Raw genomic sequence first — 16,041 nt, 5'->3', positions numbered from 1 at the left:
GAAAATCAAGCTTCATTCACGTCTTGCGAGCAATCATCATCGTGATTGGTAACGCACCACGCCATACATGGAAATTTCCCAACGGTTCTGCTTCGGCAAGTGAAATATGTATAAGCCGGGCCCCGATTTTACGCGCTTCCGATTGAAGGATGGCATTGGTCTCAAGCGTCACAGCATTCACAACAAGCCGCCCGCCGCTCTTCAAACTTTGCCAACAGCAATCGAATAAATCGGGTCGGGTAAATCCACCACCGATGAATATGGCATCAGGTCTTTCAAGTCCGCTCAAACAGAGCGGCGCCTCGCCCTTTATCAAATGAAGGCCGATAACGCCAAAGTGATCGGAATTTTTTGAAATAATATCCTGTCGTTCAGAATTTTTTTCAATCGCATAGGCACGCGCACCTTTCGTTGCGCGCAACCATTCGATTGATATCGAACCGCTACCTGCACCGACATCCCATAGGACCTCACCCCACTTTGGCGCAAGATGTGCCATTGTGACAGCCCGAATGTCCTGCTTCGTCAATTGCCCGTCATTTAAAAAGTTTTTGTCCGCCAAAGCGGCATAGCAAGGATATCCGGCATCACAATTATCAGCTACACACTGGACAGCTACAAGAACGAGATTCTCACATTCATCGAGATGAAAAGTATCGGCGTTTTGCGTACGGATCTTTTCTTTTTCTCCGCCCAAATGTTCCATAACTATCATTTTGCTTGCGCCAAACCCTTGCTCGGTCAAAATTTTGGCAAGCAAGGCCGGACTATCTTTGTTTTCGCAAAGAATAATAAGCCGGCTTGATGGCTGCAAGTGACCGATAACCGTGCGGATAGGACGACCATTGATTGAAAGACAATCAACGTCTTGCAACGCCCAACCGAGGCGTGCAGCCGCGAGCGAAAATGAAGATGGATGCGGTAGAACCAGCACTTCATCAACTGGTAAATAACGAAGAAGCGTTACACCTGCCCCGAAAAACATAGGATCTCCACTGACGAGCGCAACAATGCTTTGACCTTTTAACGCTATGATCTCGCTTACACCTTCCGAAAATGGAGTGGGCCAAGGCTTTAACTTCGCTTGCAAAGTTTCAGGCAGGAAATCGAGATGCCTCTTTCCTCCGAAAATATATTTTGCGGCAGTTATAATGTCCTGCTGACGGCGAGTGAGGCCATTCCAGCCATCATCCCCGATACCGATAATTGTGAGCCAAGGTTTTTTGTTCATTCAAGTTGATCAGTAAGCTGTTTGTACCTATGTTGAACTATTAGAATCCGCCTACTCCGAGAGCAAGCAAAATGATGACTCTTCCTGCCACAGAAAATAAACGCCAGATCAAAGCCGTTCAGGACAGACGTTTTGCCTGCCCGGGGTTGTTCCGTATGCCTCTAGCGAATGATGGCGGTATTTGTCGGATAAAACTTTCTCTTGGTTGCCTCACAGGCGAACAAATAGAAGGTATAGCAGAAGCTGCCCAAAATTTTTCGACTGGCTATGTCGAGCTTACAACACGGGCTAATTTGCAAATACGGGCGGTTGAAAAGACCAGTGAACAAAAGTTGATAAACAAGCTTTTGAAGCTCGGCCTCGGCCCTCTCAATCCTGAAGGTGATGATATAAGAAATGTGATGGTTGCACCGACAGCCGGTATAGATGTGAATATGTCGTGCGATACAACACTACTGGGAAACAAGCTTCTTGAAATGTTACAACTGAATAAGGAGTTTGCCTCTTTATCTCCCAAATTTTCTTTTCTTATCAATGGTGGTGAAACCACCCGCGTTCTCGACCATGTTGCTGATATCTGGTTTTCCGCTGTGCCGGGCGGAGTAGCTTATAATTTCGGTTTCGCCTCTCCAGCCCTTGATACTCCCGACAACGGAAACAATGCGATAGGCAGCATACCGGCTCAAGAAGCGCTGGAATTTATCAGATGTTGTCTCGATGCATTTATCTTTTTATCGAAGTCTGATCCAACGATAACACGCATGAAACATCTTCGCAGCCATCAGAGATTTGATGAATTTCTGGCTGAATTGAAAAAGCGCTTTAACCACAAAATCTCGAAACCATTATTGTCGTCCGGAATGCATCAAAAAGAGTCACCGCTTGCTGGCATTTTTGCACAAAAACGGAAGGGACTTTTTTACGTCGGCGCACGACCGGAACTCGGGCGATTATCGTCGAAAGTGTTGTACGGCATTGCAAAACTGATTAAAACTCGTGCTATCAAAACGCCGATACGGCTTACCCATCATCAGGGATTGATTATACCGGATTGTACAAAAGAAAAAGCAGTATTTATCCGCGATAGACTGCACGAATTTGGTTTGGTAACTGATAAAAATGCTCCGGCCTTTTATGTTTTTTGTTGTGCCGGCGCTCCACTTTGTCATTCGGCACTTTCAAACGTTCAACGTGATGGAAAATATCTTGTCAATCACTTTGCATCACCACCAAAAGCCCTCATTCATCTGACAGGCTGCCCGAAATCTTGCGTTGCAACAGTCCCTTTTCCTTTTACCGTTCTTGCAATCAAAGATGGCGTTTATAATCTTTATCGTAAAAATCCGGCAGAAAAAAACAAATTCGGCCAACTTTTATGCGAGAACGTCGGCATATCGGACGTCATGCGCTATATAGAAGAACTACAACAACCAATCAGATAAAAGGCGCGAATGAATGTTCGATTATATCAAAGACGGTCAAGAGATTTATAACCGGTCTTTTGCCACGATCCGCTCGGAGGCCGATTTACGTAACATACCGGCTGACCTCGAAAAACTTGCTGTTCGTGTCATACATGCTTGCGGTATGATTGACATTGTCAAAGATCTGGCATTTTCCGATAGTGCCGGAACAATCGGGCGTACAGCCCTCGCAGAAGGCGCGGCAATATTATGCGACGCAAAGATGGTCGCCGAAGGAATTACTAAAAAACGCTTACCAGCAAACAATCAGGTAATCTGTACACTTAATAATGAAACTGTTCCGGCTTACGCCAAGAAAATTCATAACACACGTTCAGCCGCCGCCGTTGAATTCTGGAAGCCTTACATCAAAAATTCTGTTGTGGTAATCGGAAATGCGCCAACCGCCCTCTTTCATCTTCTTGATTTGATCGAGCAAGGTTTTGAAAAACCACGATTAATTATTGGCTGTCCGGTGGGTTTTGTCGGTGCAAAAGAATCCAAACTCGCGCTTTCAAACAATCAATTTTCAATTCCCTATATCGTTGTTCACGGAAGACGCGGTGGCAGTGCTATGGCAGCAGCAGCGATCAATGCTCTAGCGAGTGAACAAGAATGAACAGGAAAAAAGCAAAGCTCACAGGCGTCGGTGTTGGCCCGGGAGATCCCGAACTTGTCACTGTCAAAGGGGTAAAGGCCATAAAGTCTGCCGATGTGATTGTTTATCACGAAACAGAAACACACAATAGCAATGCACTGAAAATAGCACGCCAGTGGATCTCTGAAACTGCACGGCTGCAACCACTTACCTATCCTGTAACGATGCAATCCGATAGTCGATCGGAGAAATATAGGGATAGGTTAAAGGAATTCTACAACAATTCGGAACAACTCATTGATTCGTTTTTAAAAAATGGAAAATATGTTGTCGTTTTAGCGGAAGGAGATCCCCTTTTTTACAGTTCGTTTATGTATATTTATGACCGGCTTGGAAAACTGTATGACACTGAAATTATCCCCGGTATTTCGTCAATTTTCGGCGCTGCATCTACTCTTCAGGCTCCATTATGCTATCGAAACCAGAGTTTTACCGTTCTATCCGGCGTTTTGGAAAAGCCTGAACTTGTTGAACGTCTTAAAAACGGCGATGCTTTCGCGATACTCAAAGTTGGCCGTAATCTCGATAAGATCAGAGACGCGCTTGAAATAACCGGCCTTCTTGGACGCGCTCTATACATTGAGCGGGCGACAATGGAAGAACAGAAAATTCTTCCGATAGACGAAGTTGTTAGCGACCAATCGCCATATTTTTCGCTGATATTGATACCCGGTGAACCTCACGGGAAGAAAGGTTAATGTGATTGTTAAATATTTCTTCTCAACATATTGCAATATTTGTGTTTTCAAATTTTTGTTCTGAATTTGCGATTGCTTTAAGTAAGCATTGTAAGGCTGCCACAATATATCGTACAAATCGGGTTGCCTGTGAAGACTTCATAATTGTGGATGAAGTATCCGAAGCGATGAAAAATGCATTCAAGTCTGGCCGACCAATTATCGCATTTTGTTCTTCCGGCATCGTTATTCGCATTCTTGCACCATTGTTGAAAAATAAATTTAATGAGCCTCCTGTTTTGTGTATTGCCGATGACGGTTCATCTATTGTGCCACTATTAGGTGGCAATGCGGGTGCAAACGAACTTGCTGTGGAAATCGCCGATATTCTTCACGGGCACGCCGCCATTACCACAAGTGGATATTTACGGTTCGGAATAAATCTGCTTTTGCCTCCAGATGATCTGGAACTCATTAATAAAGAAGATGCTTCAGCTTTCATTTCTGCGCTTTTGAACGGAGAAAAAGTCGAACTGGTAGGAGACCATCGATGGTTCCATACCGGATCCCTTCCTTTGGACCACGATTCAAGACTAAAAATTATAGTCAACGACAATGTCGGACATATAAAAGGTTCTGCAACCTGTCTGATTTACCGGAAGCGCGACACACATGATGATAGAAACGCAGGGAAAACGGGACTTCTGACCATTATCGGACTGGGGCCTGGTAACGAAGAAAATATTACTCTTTCTGCACGACATGCTTTGGCCGAGGCAACCGATATTTTTGGCTATGACTATTATATCAAATTGGCGTCACCTTTGCTGGATGATCAGGTTTTGCACCCCAGCGACAACCGGCAGGAAATCTCGAGAGCAAAGGAAGCGCTTGATCTGGCTGCATCCGGCAAAAGAGTAGCGATGATCTCTTCGGGCGATCCCGGAATATTTGCTATGGCAGCCGCGATTTTCGAAACTTTGGATCAACATTACTCGCCACTCTGGGACAAAGTAGAAATCAGAGTCGAAGCAGGCATCACCGCTGCCCAGTCCGCCGCAGCACGTCTTGGCGCACCTTTGGGACATGATTTCGCGATTATTTCGTTATCTGATAATCTGAAACCCTGGGCAATCATCGAAAAACGATTAATCGCCGCAATAACATCAGATATGGTTTTAGCTCTCTATAATCCGGTGTCTCGTGCGCGCCCCACAAAAATTATGGACGCAATCGAAATCGCAAAGCGATTTTGCCCTTCTGACAGGATCATCATGATTGGTACAGATATCGGGCGAATTGGAGAGAAAACAGTGGTGACAACAATTACCGATTTCAATATTCAAGACGTGACGAGCCGGTCTGTAGTCATAATCGGTTCGAGCCAAACCCGCACATTCCAACAGTCAGGTAAATCATGGTGCTACACGCCCCGTTCTTATCCTGATGGCGCTAATTCATAAGCGCGCAATTCGCTTAATCACACTATTGAGTAAAATGTCAGTAGAGCGATTGACCTGAAGAAGCCGTCGCTTGTGAACGCTTTTTAACGCCACTTGATGTTTTGGTTGTAGATGCCGATTTCCGCGTTGCTCTTGCAACCGGATTTGCTGTAGCTGTTTGTGATGTTGTTTTAGGAGCTGCAGCAGCTTGTGCTTCTGCGGCTATCTGGTCAGCACTTTTCGGGGACGTATCAATAACCGATTTCACGACACCTCCTGCACTGACTGTGCAGACAGCGTCACGTAAATCAACTTTCAGAATAACCTGTGTTGAACCATCTCCGGGTTTACGAGAATCAACCGCTTTGATAACCCTTGTCGGCAAAAAGTATTTATTTGCGGCGCTGTTGATACATGCTTGTGCAAGGTCCGGTGCGACACTGCGGGCGGGTGTGGTAAACGAAGGAAACTTAGGCGCCGGATTGCTTGCCGCAGGAGTTGTCAAAGCATTCGCAGTTGCCGGTTTTGTCGATGTTGTCGTCGTGCAACCGGACAAAACAAGTGCCAGACCGGAAACGGCAAAAAAGGATTTTAGTAAAACGCGTGACATACGACCACCTCAGCTAGACTTCTCGACAACGCTCGCAAAGTTATCAAATTATAATGCCCTTTAACGATTTTTTTCCCTCACGTCATCACTATAATGAAAAATCGGCATCATCTGATCCCGAAGTGTGTCGGAAGTACCACAATACCATCGTCGTTGCAGTCTTTTTTCCAATCTTTGACCGTGCTTCCATTAATCTTGAGGTCGGGTGCTATTTCGTTTAAAGGATCCAATACAAAGGCACGTTCGGTCATCAAAGGATGTGGAAGTGTCAGAGTCCGAGAATGATATTGATCAATATCTTCAAATGCCAGTAAGTCGATATCAAGGGTTCTGGGGCCCCATTTGATTTTTCGTAAACGTCCATAATTCTGCTCGATAGCTAAACAGATTTGCAGCAGCTTTTCAGGAGACAATCGGGTTTTGATTTCGCAACAGATATTCACGAATTCATTCTGATCGGTTTTTCCCCACGGTGGCGTGCGATAAAATGAAGACACGCGAATGAGCTCGACATCAGCCGAATTTTCGATATCTTTTAATGCATGCTCAAGCGTTCCGATGACATCTCCGACATTTCCCCCCATTCCTAGCCAGGCTTTTTTCCATACCCCGTTTAGGGCTTCTTTACGGTTCATTTCTTTCCTTCAATAACACTATTTTCAACATCCGAAAGTGCATCAACAACAGCCAATGCATCTCTATTGGCTGCGATGTTGTGCACCCGAAAAATCGAAAAACCGGCTTTTCTCAAAAGAACCGAAGTTGCCGATGTCGCTATATCTCGCATTTTTGGTTCACTATGCCCCGTTATAGTCCCGAGAAATCGTTTACGCGAGGTTGCGGCCAACATTGGAAAGCCGAACATAGCAAGCTCTGAAGCGCGATCAAGGAGTGCAAGGTTTGTTCGAAAATCCTTGCCAAAACCGAATCCGGGATCAAGTACGATGTTGTCATCTGGAATTCCGGATTTTTTAGCTATTTCCAGAGACTTATCAAAAAAGAACTTCTGGTCTTCGATAATATCGGGGTGAATATTCCGGTGACGTGAATTATGCATGATGATGATGCCGGCCCTCTCCTCGGCGACGAGAGCTGCCATTTCCGGTTCTTTCTGCAACCCCCATATATCATTGATAATATTGGCACCTTCCATCAGAGCAAGACGTGCCGTCTCTACATGGTAAGTATCGATTGACAAAAGAACGTTTTCCATCAAATTCAATTGTTTGACAACCGGCAACACGCGATCTTGTTCATCTTTAAGTGTAATTTCGTCAAATCCGGGGCGGGTTGACTCGCCCCCTATGTCGATAATTTTTGCGCCTTCACTGAACATTTTCTGTGCATGCGAGATGGCATCTTGTAAAGAACTGTGTTCCCCCCCATCTGAAAAAGAGTCCGGCGTTACATTCAAAATTCCCATTAAAACTGCTGTTTTGCCGAGAGAAATAGATTTATTATGGCCAACCGACCAGGAACGTTCCATGTTAAAATTCGCTTCTACCCAGATTATCCGATTTTGTAGACGTTTTTTTAGCATATTCATGTAAATGTCTAGAATAACTTACAATATCCAACGACAGAGATTAAAATGTTCAAAAAAACGATCAGTACTTTAGCTGCTACATGTTTTTTCTTGATACCGTTTTCCTTGAGCCCGTTTTCTATGACGGCCAATGCAGCAAAAATCTACAAAACTGTCAGCTATTACACTTTGTCGGGTACAACTCCAGCCCAGCTCGACAAAGCACTTGCACATAAGGGGCCCTACCTGAAAAGCACAGGAAGCCATCATCCCGGCGCCACAACTATTTCTTTTGATCCGCGGCTAAAGCTTGTACAGAACGGCCGCTATTGCAAGGTCGATTCTGTTAGCGTCGACGTGCACGCAAAAATGTCTCTGCCGCGCTGGAAACAACGTGCAACTACAAAATCAATCGAGATGGCACTCGTTTGGGATACATTGTCGCGCGACATCCAGCGCCATGAAGAAAGCCACATTGTGATTGCAAGAGCCCACGCATCGAAAATTGAGAGAGCAGTCAAGAGCCTGCCCTACAGAACCGATTGCAACCTGTTAAAACAGGATATCGAAAAAACAACCTATAATATATTGACCGACCACGAAAATGCGCAAAAGCAGTTCGACCGGGCGGAAGCTGTCAATTTCGATCACCGGTTTATCAACTTGCTGGTCGCACGATTGCAAAGGCTTGAACAGGCAAAACACTAACTGTCAGCTTTGGCGTTCGGGAATATGGACAACAAGGCCATTCAGACTTTCATCCAGTACAATCTGGCATGAAAGTCTTGAATTTTCCCGTCTATCATAAGCAAAATCGAGCATATCATCTTCCATCGGATTAGGCTCTCCGACAGCAGATTGCCATTTCTCATCAATGTAAACATGACATGTAGCGCAAGAACATGCGCCGCCACATTCGGCAACGATACCGGGGACATTATTGTCCAATGCTGCCTCCATCAGTGTCATACCTGAGGGGCTATCCACAGCAAATTGCCGGTTATCACGTTCACTTTTGAATAAGACATTTACCACTTGTTTCACCCTATCTTATTGTTTTTTATTACTTTTATGGAACATGTTCCATCTTTGGCAAAGCGCCGTTAACTTTATCTTAAAACTTTTCAAACTTTAGCCAAGAACGTATTCCTTTCTAATTCCTTAAAGGTTAGGATAGGCACGCTTTTATTGAAAGTACCACCGTCTTTCAATGTGTATAGAGTAAAGAGGCTAAGATGGCACGTAGAACCAAGGCAGAAAAAATTGATGTTGAAGTTGAAGAAGCGCTCGAGCAGGCTTTGGACTTTAATTTCGATAATGCCACGACAAAAGACAGTGCTGCACAATCGACTAATGGCCTGATAGATCTGGACGAGCTTGCCGAACAGATTGCACAAGCAACCGAAGAACTTGCAGCCGAAAACGCTCCGGTAGCAAAGCGCGACGAACTCAAAGGTCCTGCTGTTGATGAATCGGTGGCCGAAAGCCTATTCGGCAAAAAGCCGGTTAGAGAATCGACGGGTGGTACGGTTCACGATACCCTCATTGCAAAACAGCCTCGTCCCGCCAATGATGACCTCAATCTGATTAATGCATCAGGTAACTACAAAAACAAACCTTCACGTATTTACTGGAGCACAACTGCTTTAAGTGCACTTTGGGCAGCAGGTGGTGCTTATGTTGCAAACACATTGGCACCGGCAAGCCTCGCCGCTTTTGCCGCGACACCGGCCGGTTTGGCAGTGGCCGCCGGAACAGCTGTTCCGATTTTAATGTTCTGGGGGTTTGCACAACTATCAAAACGGTCAACCGAACTCAAAAATATTGCTGCGGCTGTCAGTGATGCTGCTTCACGTCTAAGCCACCCTCAATCCTCGGCAGAACATGCTGCTTCGCTTGGCAAGACAATCCGTCAGGAAGTGTCGGCCATGAACGAAGGTATTGAACGTACCCTTTCGCGAGCTGTCGAACTTGAGGCCCTTATCCAAGGTGAAGTTCAAAATCTTGATCGGGCTTATAGCGAGAATGAAACACGCATTCGTAATCTTATCAGCGAATTGAGCACCGAACGCGAAGCGATCCTTGGTCACGCCGACCGCGTCCAGTCGACTATCCGCGGAACTCAAAACGAATTAAGTAAAGAATTCGGGGCTATTACCTCCAATATTTCTGCGAACGTCGAAAACGTCACAAAAACGCTTACAAAAACTCTTGAACAACAAGGTGAAGAACTGGTTCAACGTCTTGGTAAAGTCGGTGAAGGTGTAAGTGGCGATCTTGCAGAAAAATTCCGTCAAACAGCTGAAGAATTGCAGAGGCAAAATTCGGAACTGTACAACAACCTTGAACAAAGTGTGAATGTTGCAACCGAGCGTCTGGAAAATAACAGCGCGAAAATTTCAACAAGCTTTAATCAAGGGGCTGAGGAAGCCGAACAACGGGCCGAAGAGCTTAGCCAGCGTATGCAGGCGGCAACTGAACGTGCACTATCGGATTTCGACGCAAAAATGTCCAAACTGGGCGATCATGCCAATACATTATCGGCTCATTTTGACAATGCGACCACAGCCGCAATTGCTGCATTCGAAAAGCGTCTCGCCGATGTTGATAAATCATTGGACGAACGAGGCAACACAGTTATAGATGCGTTTATCAAGCGCGCTCAGGAGCTTGAAGACAACACCGAAAAACTCGGTGGCATACTTGATGCAAGAGCAACGCAAATCAACGAAACGCTTAAAGCGCGGACGATTGAAATTGCCAATACATTCACTGCAGGTCGCAATAATTTACTGACGACTGTTGATGATGGCAAGAAGCTGCTTGCCGATCAGGTCAACGGTCTTGATATCTCGCTCAATGATATGCTCAAAAACCGGGCTGAAGATTTCAGAGCGCAGATCGCTGAAGGTCGTGAACTCATCACCAACATGCTGGATGGCGAAACCGATAAACTTACCGCAACCGTCAAGGGGCAAATTGATGTCCTGTCAGAGCATGTAAGCAATATCGAACAGGTACTCGTCAAGAACGTCGAAATGCTTGATCAGCGTTCTCAAAATTATGTTGAAGGGATTGAGAAACGCACCGGTTCATTGCAAGCAGCCATCGAAAAGAGCTTCGAAACTGCTAACGAGCTGATGGATACCCAGACAAAGAATATCGAAACAAGAGCGGATGCACTGAGAGACTCGCTCACTGTTAACAGTTCGGCATTGAATGAAGTTCTGGCAGATCAGGCACGCGTCCTTGAAGAACGCATTGATTATATCAAAGAAGTTATTGCAAAGGGAGACGCGACATTCAGTGAAACAGTCGGCAATCAGGTTGCAATTGTTAAAGAAGCTGTTACGAGCAACAGCGAATCGCTGAAATCAACGTTTACCAACCATCTGGATACACTAAGAAACCATACGGAACTGCTCGAGAAAGCGCTGACAGCCTCGAATGATTCATTATTGGCATCTGTCGACGAACGTATCGGATCAATGAATGAAAGCTTGACTACAAGCTCCAATACCATAACCGAACAAGCCAAAGAGCTGGAAAATAGCCTTACAAATACATTAGGTGAAGTAACACGCTCCCTTGAAGTTCAAAGCAATTTGCTCGGACAACGTTCAAACGAATTGAAAAATATTGTTACCGAAAACAACGAAGGCATAAAGCGCTCATTTTCTGAACAGACCGCCATATTGGATGAACGCACCCAGACGATGCAAAAGGCACTGGAAGTCGGTGTTCATAATGTAAAGTCGGCACTGGAAGACTCAGCTGTTTCAATTGCCGGCGACCTTAGAACCAATATCACCGCTGCATCCGAGATTTTCAGTGATGAAGCGAAAAAGGCCGCCGAACTGATTTCTCAGTCGAGTGGTAACCTTGTTACAAATCTTTCTACAGAAACGGATAGGGCAACCTCTTTATTGAACGAAACAAGTGACAAACTCATTTCCGGATTGAACAGCGCAACCGAAAAAGCTTCGGAAATTATTTCAACAACCGGCAATGGTTTGACAACTTCGCTTGCAGATGAGGTCAGCAAAACACGATCGGTTCTAGAAAACTCCAATGAAGAGTTGAAAGTTTCCCTTAATGATGTTGCTGACAAAGCCTCTGCCCTGCTCTCTCAATCCGGAAACCGCGTTTTGTCGTCGTTTAATGACGAGTCGACCAAATTGCAATCCACACTTTCCGATATCAGCGAAGGCATACTTTCCAGACTGAATAGCGAGACCGATAAAGTCCATGAAAAGATTATGGGCGTCGGTCAGGAAGTCGTAACGTCATTTGCCGATGTTGCGGTGAAAGCAGAAGGCGTCCTATCAGCTTCCGGACAACGCGCTGTCGCCAACTTGACTGCACAATCGGAAAATATCGGCAAGGCGTTGACCACCGCCGGCGATAATATTCTCTCTTCGCTCAATAACAAGGTCAACGAAGCTGCGACCCGCTTCAATGAAGCTGGTCAGACGCTTACAACGTCCTTTGATAGCGAAATATCGAGAGTCGAAGGCGTAATCAACCAACAGGCAGAGCGCTTCAATTCCGTTATTGAAACATCGGCTCAGGCAATTGAACAATCTTTGGCTGACCGTTCGAACTTGCTCAATGAAACAATGCAGCAATTGCAGGATAACATCGGTAACCAGCTGAATAGCATTGGTGAAAACGTCAATAACGTTGTCGGTAACGCTTCAAACCAGATAGCGAGCGACGTTCAACAACTTACAAGTGTTACCGAAAATCTCGGTCAAGCGGCACAACAAGCCACTCAATCACTTGGCAGTCTTGCCACCCAGTTCAATGACCAGTTAAATGCCGCAACGCAAGATGCCGGACAACGTATGCAGGAACAAAATGATGCATTGTTGAATGCATTGGCACAACGTACTTCGGAAACCTTGCAAGCAGTTTCCGGTGTCAAGGATGATTTTGTCGGCAATGTAACCGGATTGCTTGGTCAAATGGAACAATCGGTGCAAAATATTAATGCCAATGCCAACACGTTGATCACATCAATCCAGAATATTGACGGCCAATTTAGCGAAACGGCCAACGCGTTTTATCAGAACACCAACCAGCTTGCTGAAAATCTGAATAATTCCAATCAAATGCTGAGCAGCAATTTTGAATTATTGCAGGGGCTATCCGGCAATACTTTGGAACAGATCAATCAGATGTCCCAAAGCCTTAATCAGCATGCCAACGTCCTTAATCAGGCTGTCCAGATGCTCGAACAGTCACAAAATTCGTTCAGTGGCACGGTTGAAGAAAAACAAAATGCATTGGCTCAGTTAAGCAATGCATTGATGGCAAAATCGGAAGAAATCAATCAGGTTATCGCTCATTATGAACAAGCCATTGGATCTGCCTTGAAGGAAACAGACGAGAGTGCTCGTGATTCTGCTTTCCGTCTCCAGCAGAGCCTGAATGAAATGGTAGGTGTCGCCTCTTCCAAATTCTCCAATGCGACAGATGAAATTCGACATGCAACGCAGTCAATAAAAGCCGAACTTGAAAAGACAAGCCAGAGCCTCAATTCGACTATCCGTCAACTGCCGATGCAGACAAAAGAATCTGCCGACCAAATGCGCCACGCGGTTTCCGATCAGATAAAGGCTTTGCAAGAACTGTCGGTTTTGATGCAACAAAGCGCACAAACCAACAATTTTTCACGCCCGTTGTCAGCTTCTCAATCTTATGCGGAACGACCACGCACGACGCCCGCCTATAAGCCGGAGTTTACCGTAAAACCTGTGGCAACGGCAAAAGCGGCCACACCTGCATCGAGAGATGGATGGGTATCAAACCTTTTGGCACGCGCCTCTCGCGGTGATGAACCGGATGTTGCAACGCTTACGAAGGTCGAGCAGCCTCGCCCGGCAAATCACGTTATCGATTCGTTGAATTCGTTGTCGGTCGATATTGTCCGCGCAATTGATCATAACGCAGCCGTTCAGCTCTGGGATCATTATCGCCGCGGTCAACGGAATATTTATACTCAACGCCTTTACACAATCAGTGGCCAGAAAACATTCGAAAAAATCCGGCAGAAATATCTTTCGGACAGTGAATTCCGCCGTTCGGTCAACCAATATATTGCCGATTTTGAAAAATTGTTGAGGGATGTCTCTCGTGAAACCGGAGACCGAGAGACAATCCGCAGATATCTGACCTCGGATACAGGTAAAGTTTATACAATGCTCGCCCACGCAAGCGGCCGTATCCAGTAAGTTAACAAAAAGGGAGCTTGAAGCTCCCTTTTCCTTATCTTGAGACACTTATCAAAATAAGCTTTCATCGCTATTCCGAAAAACGGTAATAGACGTCTTCCGTCATTCAGCCGCAATGTCAAACTCTTCGCAGCTCTCGAAAATAATAAACTTATTTTCTCCGGTTTTGCTACACCGTTCAACTCCGATGCATCCGGACTCTGTCTGCTATTTTGCAAGCATGTGAATAGACATGAAAAATGGGGTGTATTTTTAAAGATATATTCCAGTTATATCTGACGTTCAAATCGAATTTCTATGAAGAAGGATGTTCTTCCTTCTAATAGACAATTTGGTGTTCCTAAGTTGATGCCTTTATCGGCTAATCCACATTGTTAATGTCCCGGAGCATATCTGGGGATAAACAGCTGCCGCGAATCCCGTTATTCGGATTGAAATGCCGGAATTTGTCCGCATCGCCTTGATAGTATTTACTATAACCGCTTAGTGAGGGAACTGTTACAACCTATCTCAATGGAATATTTTCAAGCTGCTTGTTTAAAATTATATCATGCAAACAACAACGTTCTTCAGGTTGAAAAGTTCGCAACGTTATAATTTTCAAAATCAAACAAGAATTGCAGTTTAAATAGATGAAACTGTCCAACTGACAATATCATTAGTTATTTTTTTGAAGGCGTTATCCAATGCTGCAGCATAATGGTTGTTATCTGTGCCGGAAACAGGCGCCTCTGCTACAAAGACCTTGGATGCTGTTATGTTACCGTTCCGGTCATCCATAATTTTTACGGCTATTTCGAGCGACGCTATATTATGTCCATTGACGATAGCCACATCAAACGATCTGATGTCGGTTAAAATTCGATAATTGATTGCCAGTCCATCACCAGGCCGGCCAACGCCACCAAAATGATTGCTGTTATCAAACGCCTGTACAAGGCGTGCCTGCACAAGATCAGGGAGACGATCACTCCACTGGGCCTTTTTAAGATAGGCGATGGATCCGCCCTGCTTGATTACAATGTCTTGTCCGTCAAGTGCCTTCACCGCATCAGGTTGTTCTACCAGAATTTGAATCTTTTGATGTTTTGGTGCTCCTGCTGCTGTAACATTTGTAATGGACAGATCATAAGTGTCACGTGCCGGAGCTCCACAAGCCGAAAGAAGAGTTGAGGCAAAAAGAAGCCCGAAAGATGCAGCTAAAATTCTGCTCACTTTGTTCTTTTCGGCTATCATCGACGAGTTCTCCCATCATATTGCGGAACAGTCCCCGACCCGCCAAAAATCAGTCGCTGAGGGTCACGTTCCAGATCTGAAATTGCTCTTTCAATGCGATCCACCGAGCGGCGACTATCGCTTACAAGAGCCTCGACATTTCTCAAGCCTTGCCCGGAAAATTTTTCAAGATTATTGGCAATCGGCCCGATATGCTCATTTATCGTATCAGCAGCCTTCTGGATAGATGCCAATGTCTGTTGCGCCTGCACAATCACACTGTTCCGGTTATCAGGAGAAAGCATATTGTCAAGCTTGGCCATTATAGAATCGGCTTTTTCGGATGCTGTATTGAGACGTGACATCATCTGTCGCGTATCATCAAGAATTTTTTGTATGTTATCGGTATTATTGTTCAAAGTATTCGAAAAATTCCGCGCGTTTTTAATTGTTTCGGTAAGCGGTTGACGGGAATCTTTCATGAATTGTTCCATCTCGCCCAAGGTCGAATTGGCACGCGCAAAAATATCCTGTGCCGTTGCAAGCAAGTTATTGAACGTTGACGGATCAGCATCAATCCGAGCGACTGTATCTTCTTTCTTTGCTTCTTCAAGAAGGTTCGGCTCTTTAAGGCTGCCACCTTTCAGTTCAATAAAAGCAAGACCGGTTAGCCCCTGAAAACCAAGCGTTGCAACTGTTGAACGGGTTATCGGTGTCGTGCCGTTAATTTCCGTTTTGGCAATAACCATGTTAGGGTTTGTGTCATCAAGAACAAGCCGGCGCACTGTTCCGACGCGAATACCGTTAAAAAATACCTGACTGCTTTCACCAAGTCCGGTGACAGAACCGGGAATACGCACATCCAATGGCTCAAGCTGGTGCGAATCTCCCATTCTGGCAATGAAATAGACGATCATAAAAGCGGCGATAAGTGTCACCACAGTAAAGATACCGACTGTCACATAATCTGCTCTGGTTTCCATC

The 16,041-nt window shown here is 45.2% G+C and carries 13 protein-coding genes; 6 read left to right on the top strand and 7 right to left on the bottom strand.

The genetic code is table 11. The features are described 5' to 3' along the window. Positions 1 to 16: 16 nt before the first annotated feature. Positions 17 to 1,231 carry a precorrin-6y C5,15-methyltransferase (decarboxylating) subunit CbiE gene (gene cbiE / locus H3V14_RS08530; RefSeq protein WP_198212835.1) on the bottom strand — a complete coding sequence of 405 codons (1,215 nt, stop codon included), beginning with the start codon at positions 1,229 to 1,231 and terminating at the stop codon, positions 17 to 19. A 71-nt stretch (positions 1,232 to 1,302) separates the two neighbouring features. Between cbiE and cobG the strand changes: the two genes are divergently transcribed. From cobG to cobJ, 4 genes are all read left to right on the top strand, one after another. Continuing rightward, a complete protein-coding gene (cobG, locus tag H3V14_RS08525; RefSeq protein ID WP_198212837.1) occupies positions 1,303 to 2,673 on the top strand; it encodes a precorrin-3B synthase in 1,371 nt (456 codons plus the stop codon). A gap of 13 nt (positions 2,674 to 2,686) precedes the next feature. Then, the gene (locus H3V14_RS08520) at positions 2,687 to 3,313 is read left to right on the top strand and encodes a precorrin-8X methylmutase (protein WP_198212839.1); all 627 of its coding nucleotides are present in this window, start codon (positions 2,687 to 2,689) and stop codon (positions 3,311 to 3,313) included. Continuing rightward, positions 3,310 to 4,050 (top strand): precorrin-2 C(20)-methyltransferase, encoded by a 741-nt coding sequence (locus tag H3V14_RS08515; protein ID WP_198227988.1) that lies wholly within the window; start codon positions 3,310 to 3,312, stop codon positions 4,048 to 4,050. The genes H3V14_RS08520 and H3V14_RS08515 overlap by 4 nt, the downstream gene beginning before the upstream one ends. Positions 4,051 to 4,196: 146 nt before the next feature. Then, positions 4,197 to 5,492: a precorrin-3B C(17)-methyltransferase gene (gene cobJ, locus H3V14_RS08510; RefSeq protein WP_343211618.1), complete on the top strand. Its 1,296-nt coding sequence runs from the start codon at positions 4,197 to 4,199 to the stop codon at positions 5,490 to 5,492. A 37-nt stretch (positions 5,493 to 5,529) separates the two neighbouring features. Here the strand turns inward: cobJ and H3V14_RS08505 are convergent, their stop codons facing one another. The 3 genes from H3V14_RS08505 to folP all read right to left on the bottom strand — a co-directional run bounded on the left by H3V14_RS08505 (position 5,530) and on the right by folP (position 7,567). Next, positions 5,530 to 6,081, bottom strand: a complete 552-nt coding sequence (locus H3V14_RS08505; RefSeq protein ID WP_246785122.1) for a hypothetical protein — start codon at positions 6,079 to 6,081, stop codon at positions 5,530 to 5,532. Positions 6,082 to 6,188: 107 nt separating this feature from the next. Then, entirely contained in the window at positions 6,189 to 6,716 is a 528-nt protein-coding gene (gene folK, locus H3V14_RS08500; protein ID WP_198227986.1) for a 2-amino-4-hydroxy-6-hydroxymethyldihydropteridine diphosphokinase, read from the bottom strand. Beyond that, a complete protein-coding gene (folP, locus tag H3V14_RS08495; protein WP_198227984.1) occupies positions 6,713 to 7,567 on the bottom strand; it encodes a dihydropteroate synthase in 855 nt (284 codons plus the stop codon). The genes folK and folP overlap by 4 nt, the downstream gene beginning before the upstream one ends. A gap of 105 nt (positions 7,568 to 7,672) precedes the next feature. Here folP and H3V14_RS08490 point away from each other — a divergent pair, with 105 nt between their 5' ends. Beyond that, the gene (locus tag H3V14_RS08490) at positions 7,673 to 8,314 is read left to right on the top strand and encodes a DUF922 domain-containing Zn-dependent protease (protein WP_075870765.1); all 642 of its coding nucleotides are present in this window, start codon (positions 7,673 to 7,675) and stop codon (positions 8,312 to 8,314) included. A 3-nt stretch (positions 8,315 to 8,317) separates the two neighbouring features. On the opposite strand, the gene H3V14_RS08485 is transcribed toward H3V14_RS08490, so the two are convergent. Further along, a complete protein-coding gene (locus H3V14_RS08485; RefSeq protein ID WP_075870890.1) occupies positions 8,318 to 8,641 on the bottom strand; it encodes a 2Fe-2S iron-sulfur cluster-binding protein in 324 nt (107 codons plus the stop codon). A 200-nt stretch (positions 8,642 to 8,841) separates the two neighbouring features. On the opposite strand from H3V14_RS08485, the gene H3V14_RS08480 reads away from it, so the two are divergent. Then, a complete protein-coding gene (locus H3V14_RS08480) occupies positions 8,842 to 13,842 on the top strand; it encodes a hypothetical protein (RefSeq protein WP_198227982.1) in 5,001 nt (1,666 codons plus the stop codon). A 624-nt stretch (positions 13,843 to 14,466) separates the two neighbouring features. Here the strand turns inward: H3V14_RS08480 and H3V14_RS08475 are convergent. Further along, positions 14,467 to 15,078 (bottom strand): ABC-type transport auxiliary lipoprotein family protein, encoded by a 612-nt coding sequence (locus tag H3V14_RS08475; RefSeq protein ID WP_075870767.1) that lies wholly within the window; start codon positions 15,076 to 15,078, stop codon positions 14,467 to 14,469. Continuing rightward, complete coding sequence (locus H3V14_RS08470; RefSeq protein WP_075870768.1) at positions 15,075 to 16,040, bottom strand: MlaD family protein; 966 nt, start codon at positions 16,038 to 16,040, stop codon at positions 15,075 to 15,077. The genes H3V14_RS08475 and H3V14_RS08470 overlap by 4 nt, the downstream gene beginning before the upstream one ends. Position 16,041 lies beyond the last annotated feature (1 nt).

The organism is Bartonella sp. W8151 (genome assembly GCF_016100385.1).
Lineage (GTDB): Bacteria > Pseudomonadota > Alphaproteobacteria > Rhizobiales > Rhizobiaceae > Bartonella > Bartonella apis.
Note: the sequence above shows the minus strand (reverse complement) of the source record. Positions and strands in the feature narration are given on the sequence as shown.

Bases quoted from the DNA above. Each gene is read 5' to 3' on its own strand.
- cbiE (WP_198212835.1), bottom strand. From the start codon at position 1,231: ATGAACAAAAAACCTTGGCTCACAATTATCGGTATCGGGGATGATGGC.
- cobG (WP_198212837.1), top strand. From the start codon at position 1,303: ATGATGACTCTTCCTGCCACAGAAAATAAACGCCAGATCAAAGCCGTT.
- H3V14_RS08520 (WP_198212839.1), top strand. From the start codon at position 2,687: ATGTTCGATTATATCAAAGACGGTCAAGAGATTTATAACCGGTCTTTT.
- H3V14_RS08515 (WP_198227988.1), top strand. From the start codon at position 3,310: ATGAACAGGAAAAAAGCAAAGCTCACAGGCGTCGGTGTTGGCCCGGGA.
- H3V14_RS08505 (WP_246785122.1), bottom strand. From the start codon at position 6,081: ATGTCACGCGTTTTACTAAAATCCTTTTTTGCCGTTTCCGGTCTGGCA.
- folK (WP_198227986.1), bottom strand. From the start codon at position 6,716: ATGAACCGTAAAGAAGCCCTAAACGGGGTATGGAAAAAAGCCTGGCTA.
- folP (WP_198227984.1), bottom strand. From the start codon at position 7,567: ATGGAACGTTCCTGGTCGGTTGGCCATAATAAATCTATTTCTCTCGGC.
- H3V14_RS08490 (WP_075870765.1), top strand. From the start codon at position 7,673: ATGTTCAAAAAAACGATCAGTACTTTAGCTGCTACATGTTTTTTCTTG.
- H3V14_RS08480 (WP_198227982.1), top strand. From the start codon at position 8,842: ATGGCACGTAGAACCAAGGCAGAAAAAATTGATGTTGAAGTTGAAGAA.
- H3V14_RS08475 (WP_075870767.1), bottom strand. From the start codon at position 15,078: ATGATAGCCGAAAAGAACAAAGTGAGCAGAATTTTAGCTGCATCTTTC.
- H3V14_RS08470 (WP_075870768.1), bottom strand. From the start codon at position 16,040: ATGGAAACCAGAGCAGATTATGTGACAGTCGGTATCTTTACTGTGGTG.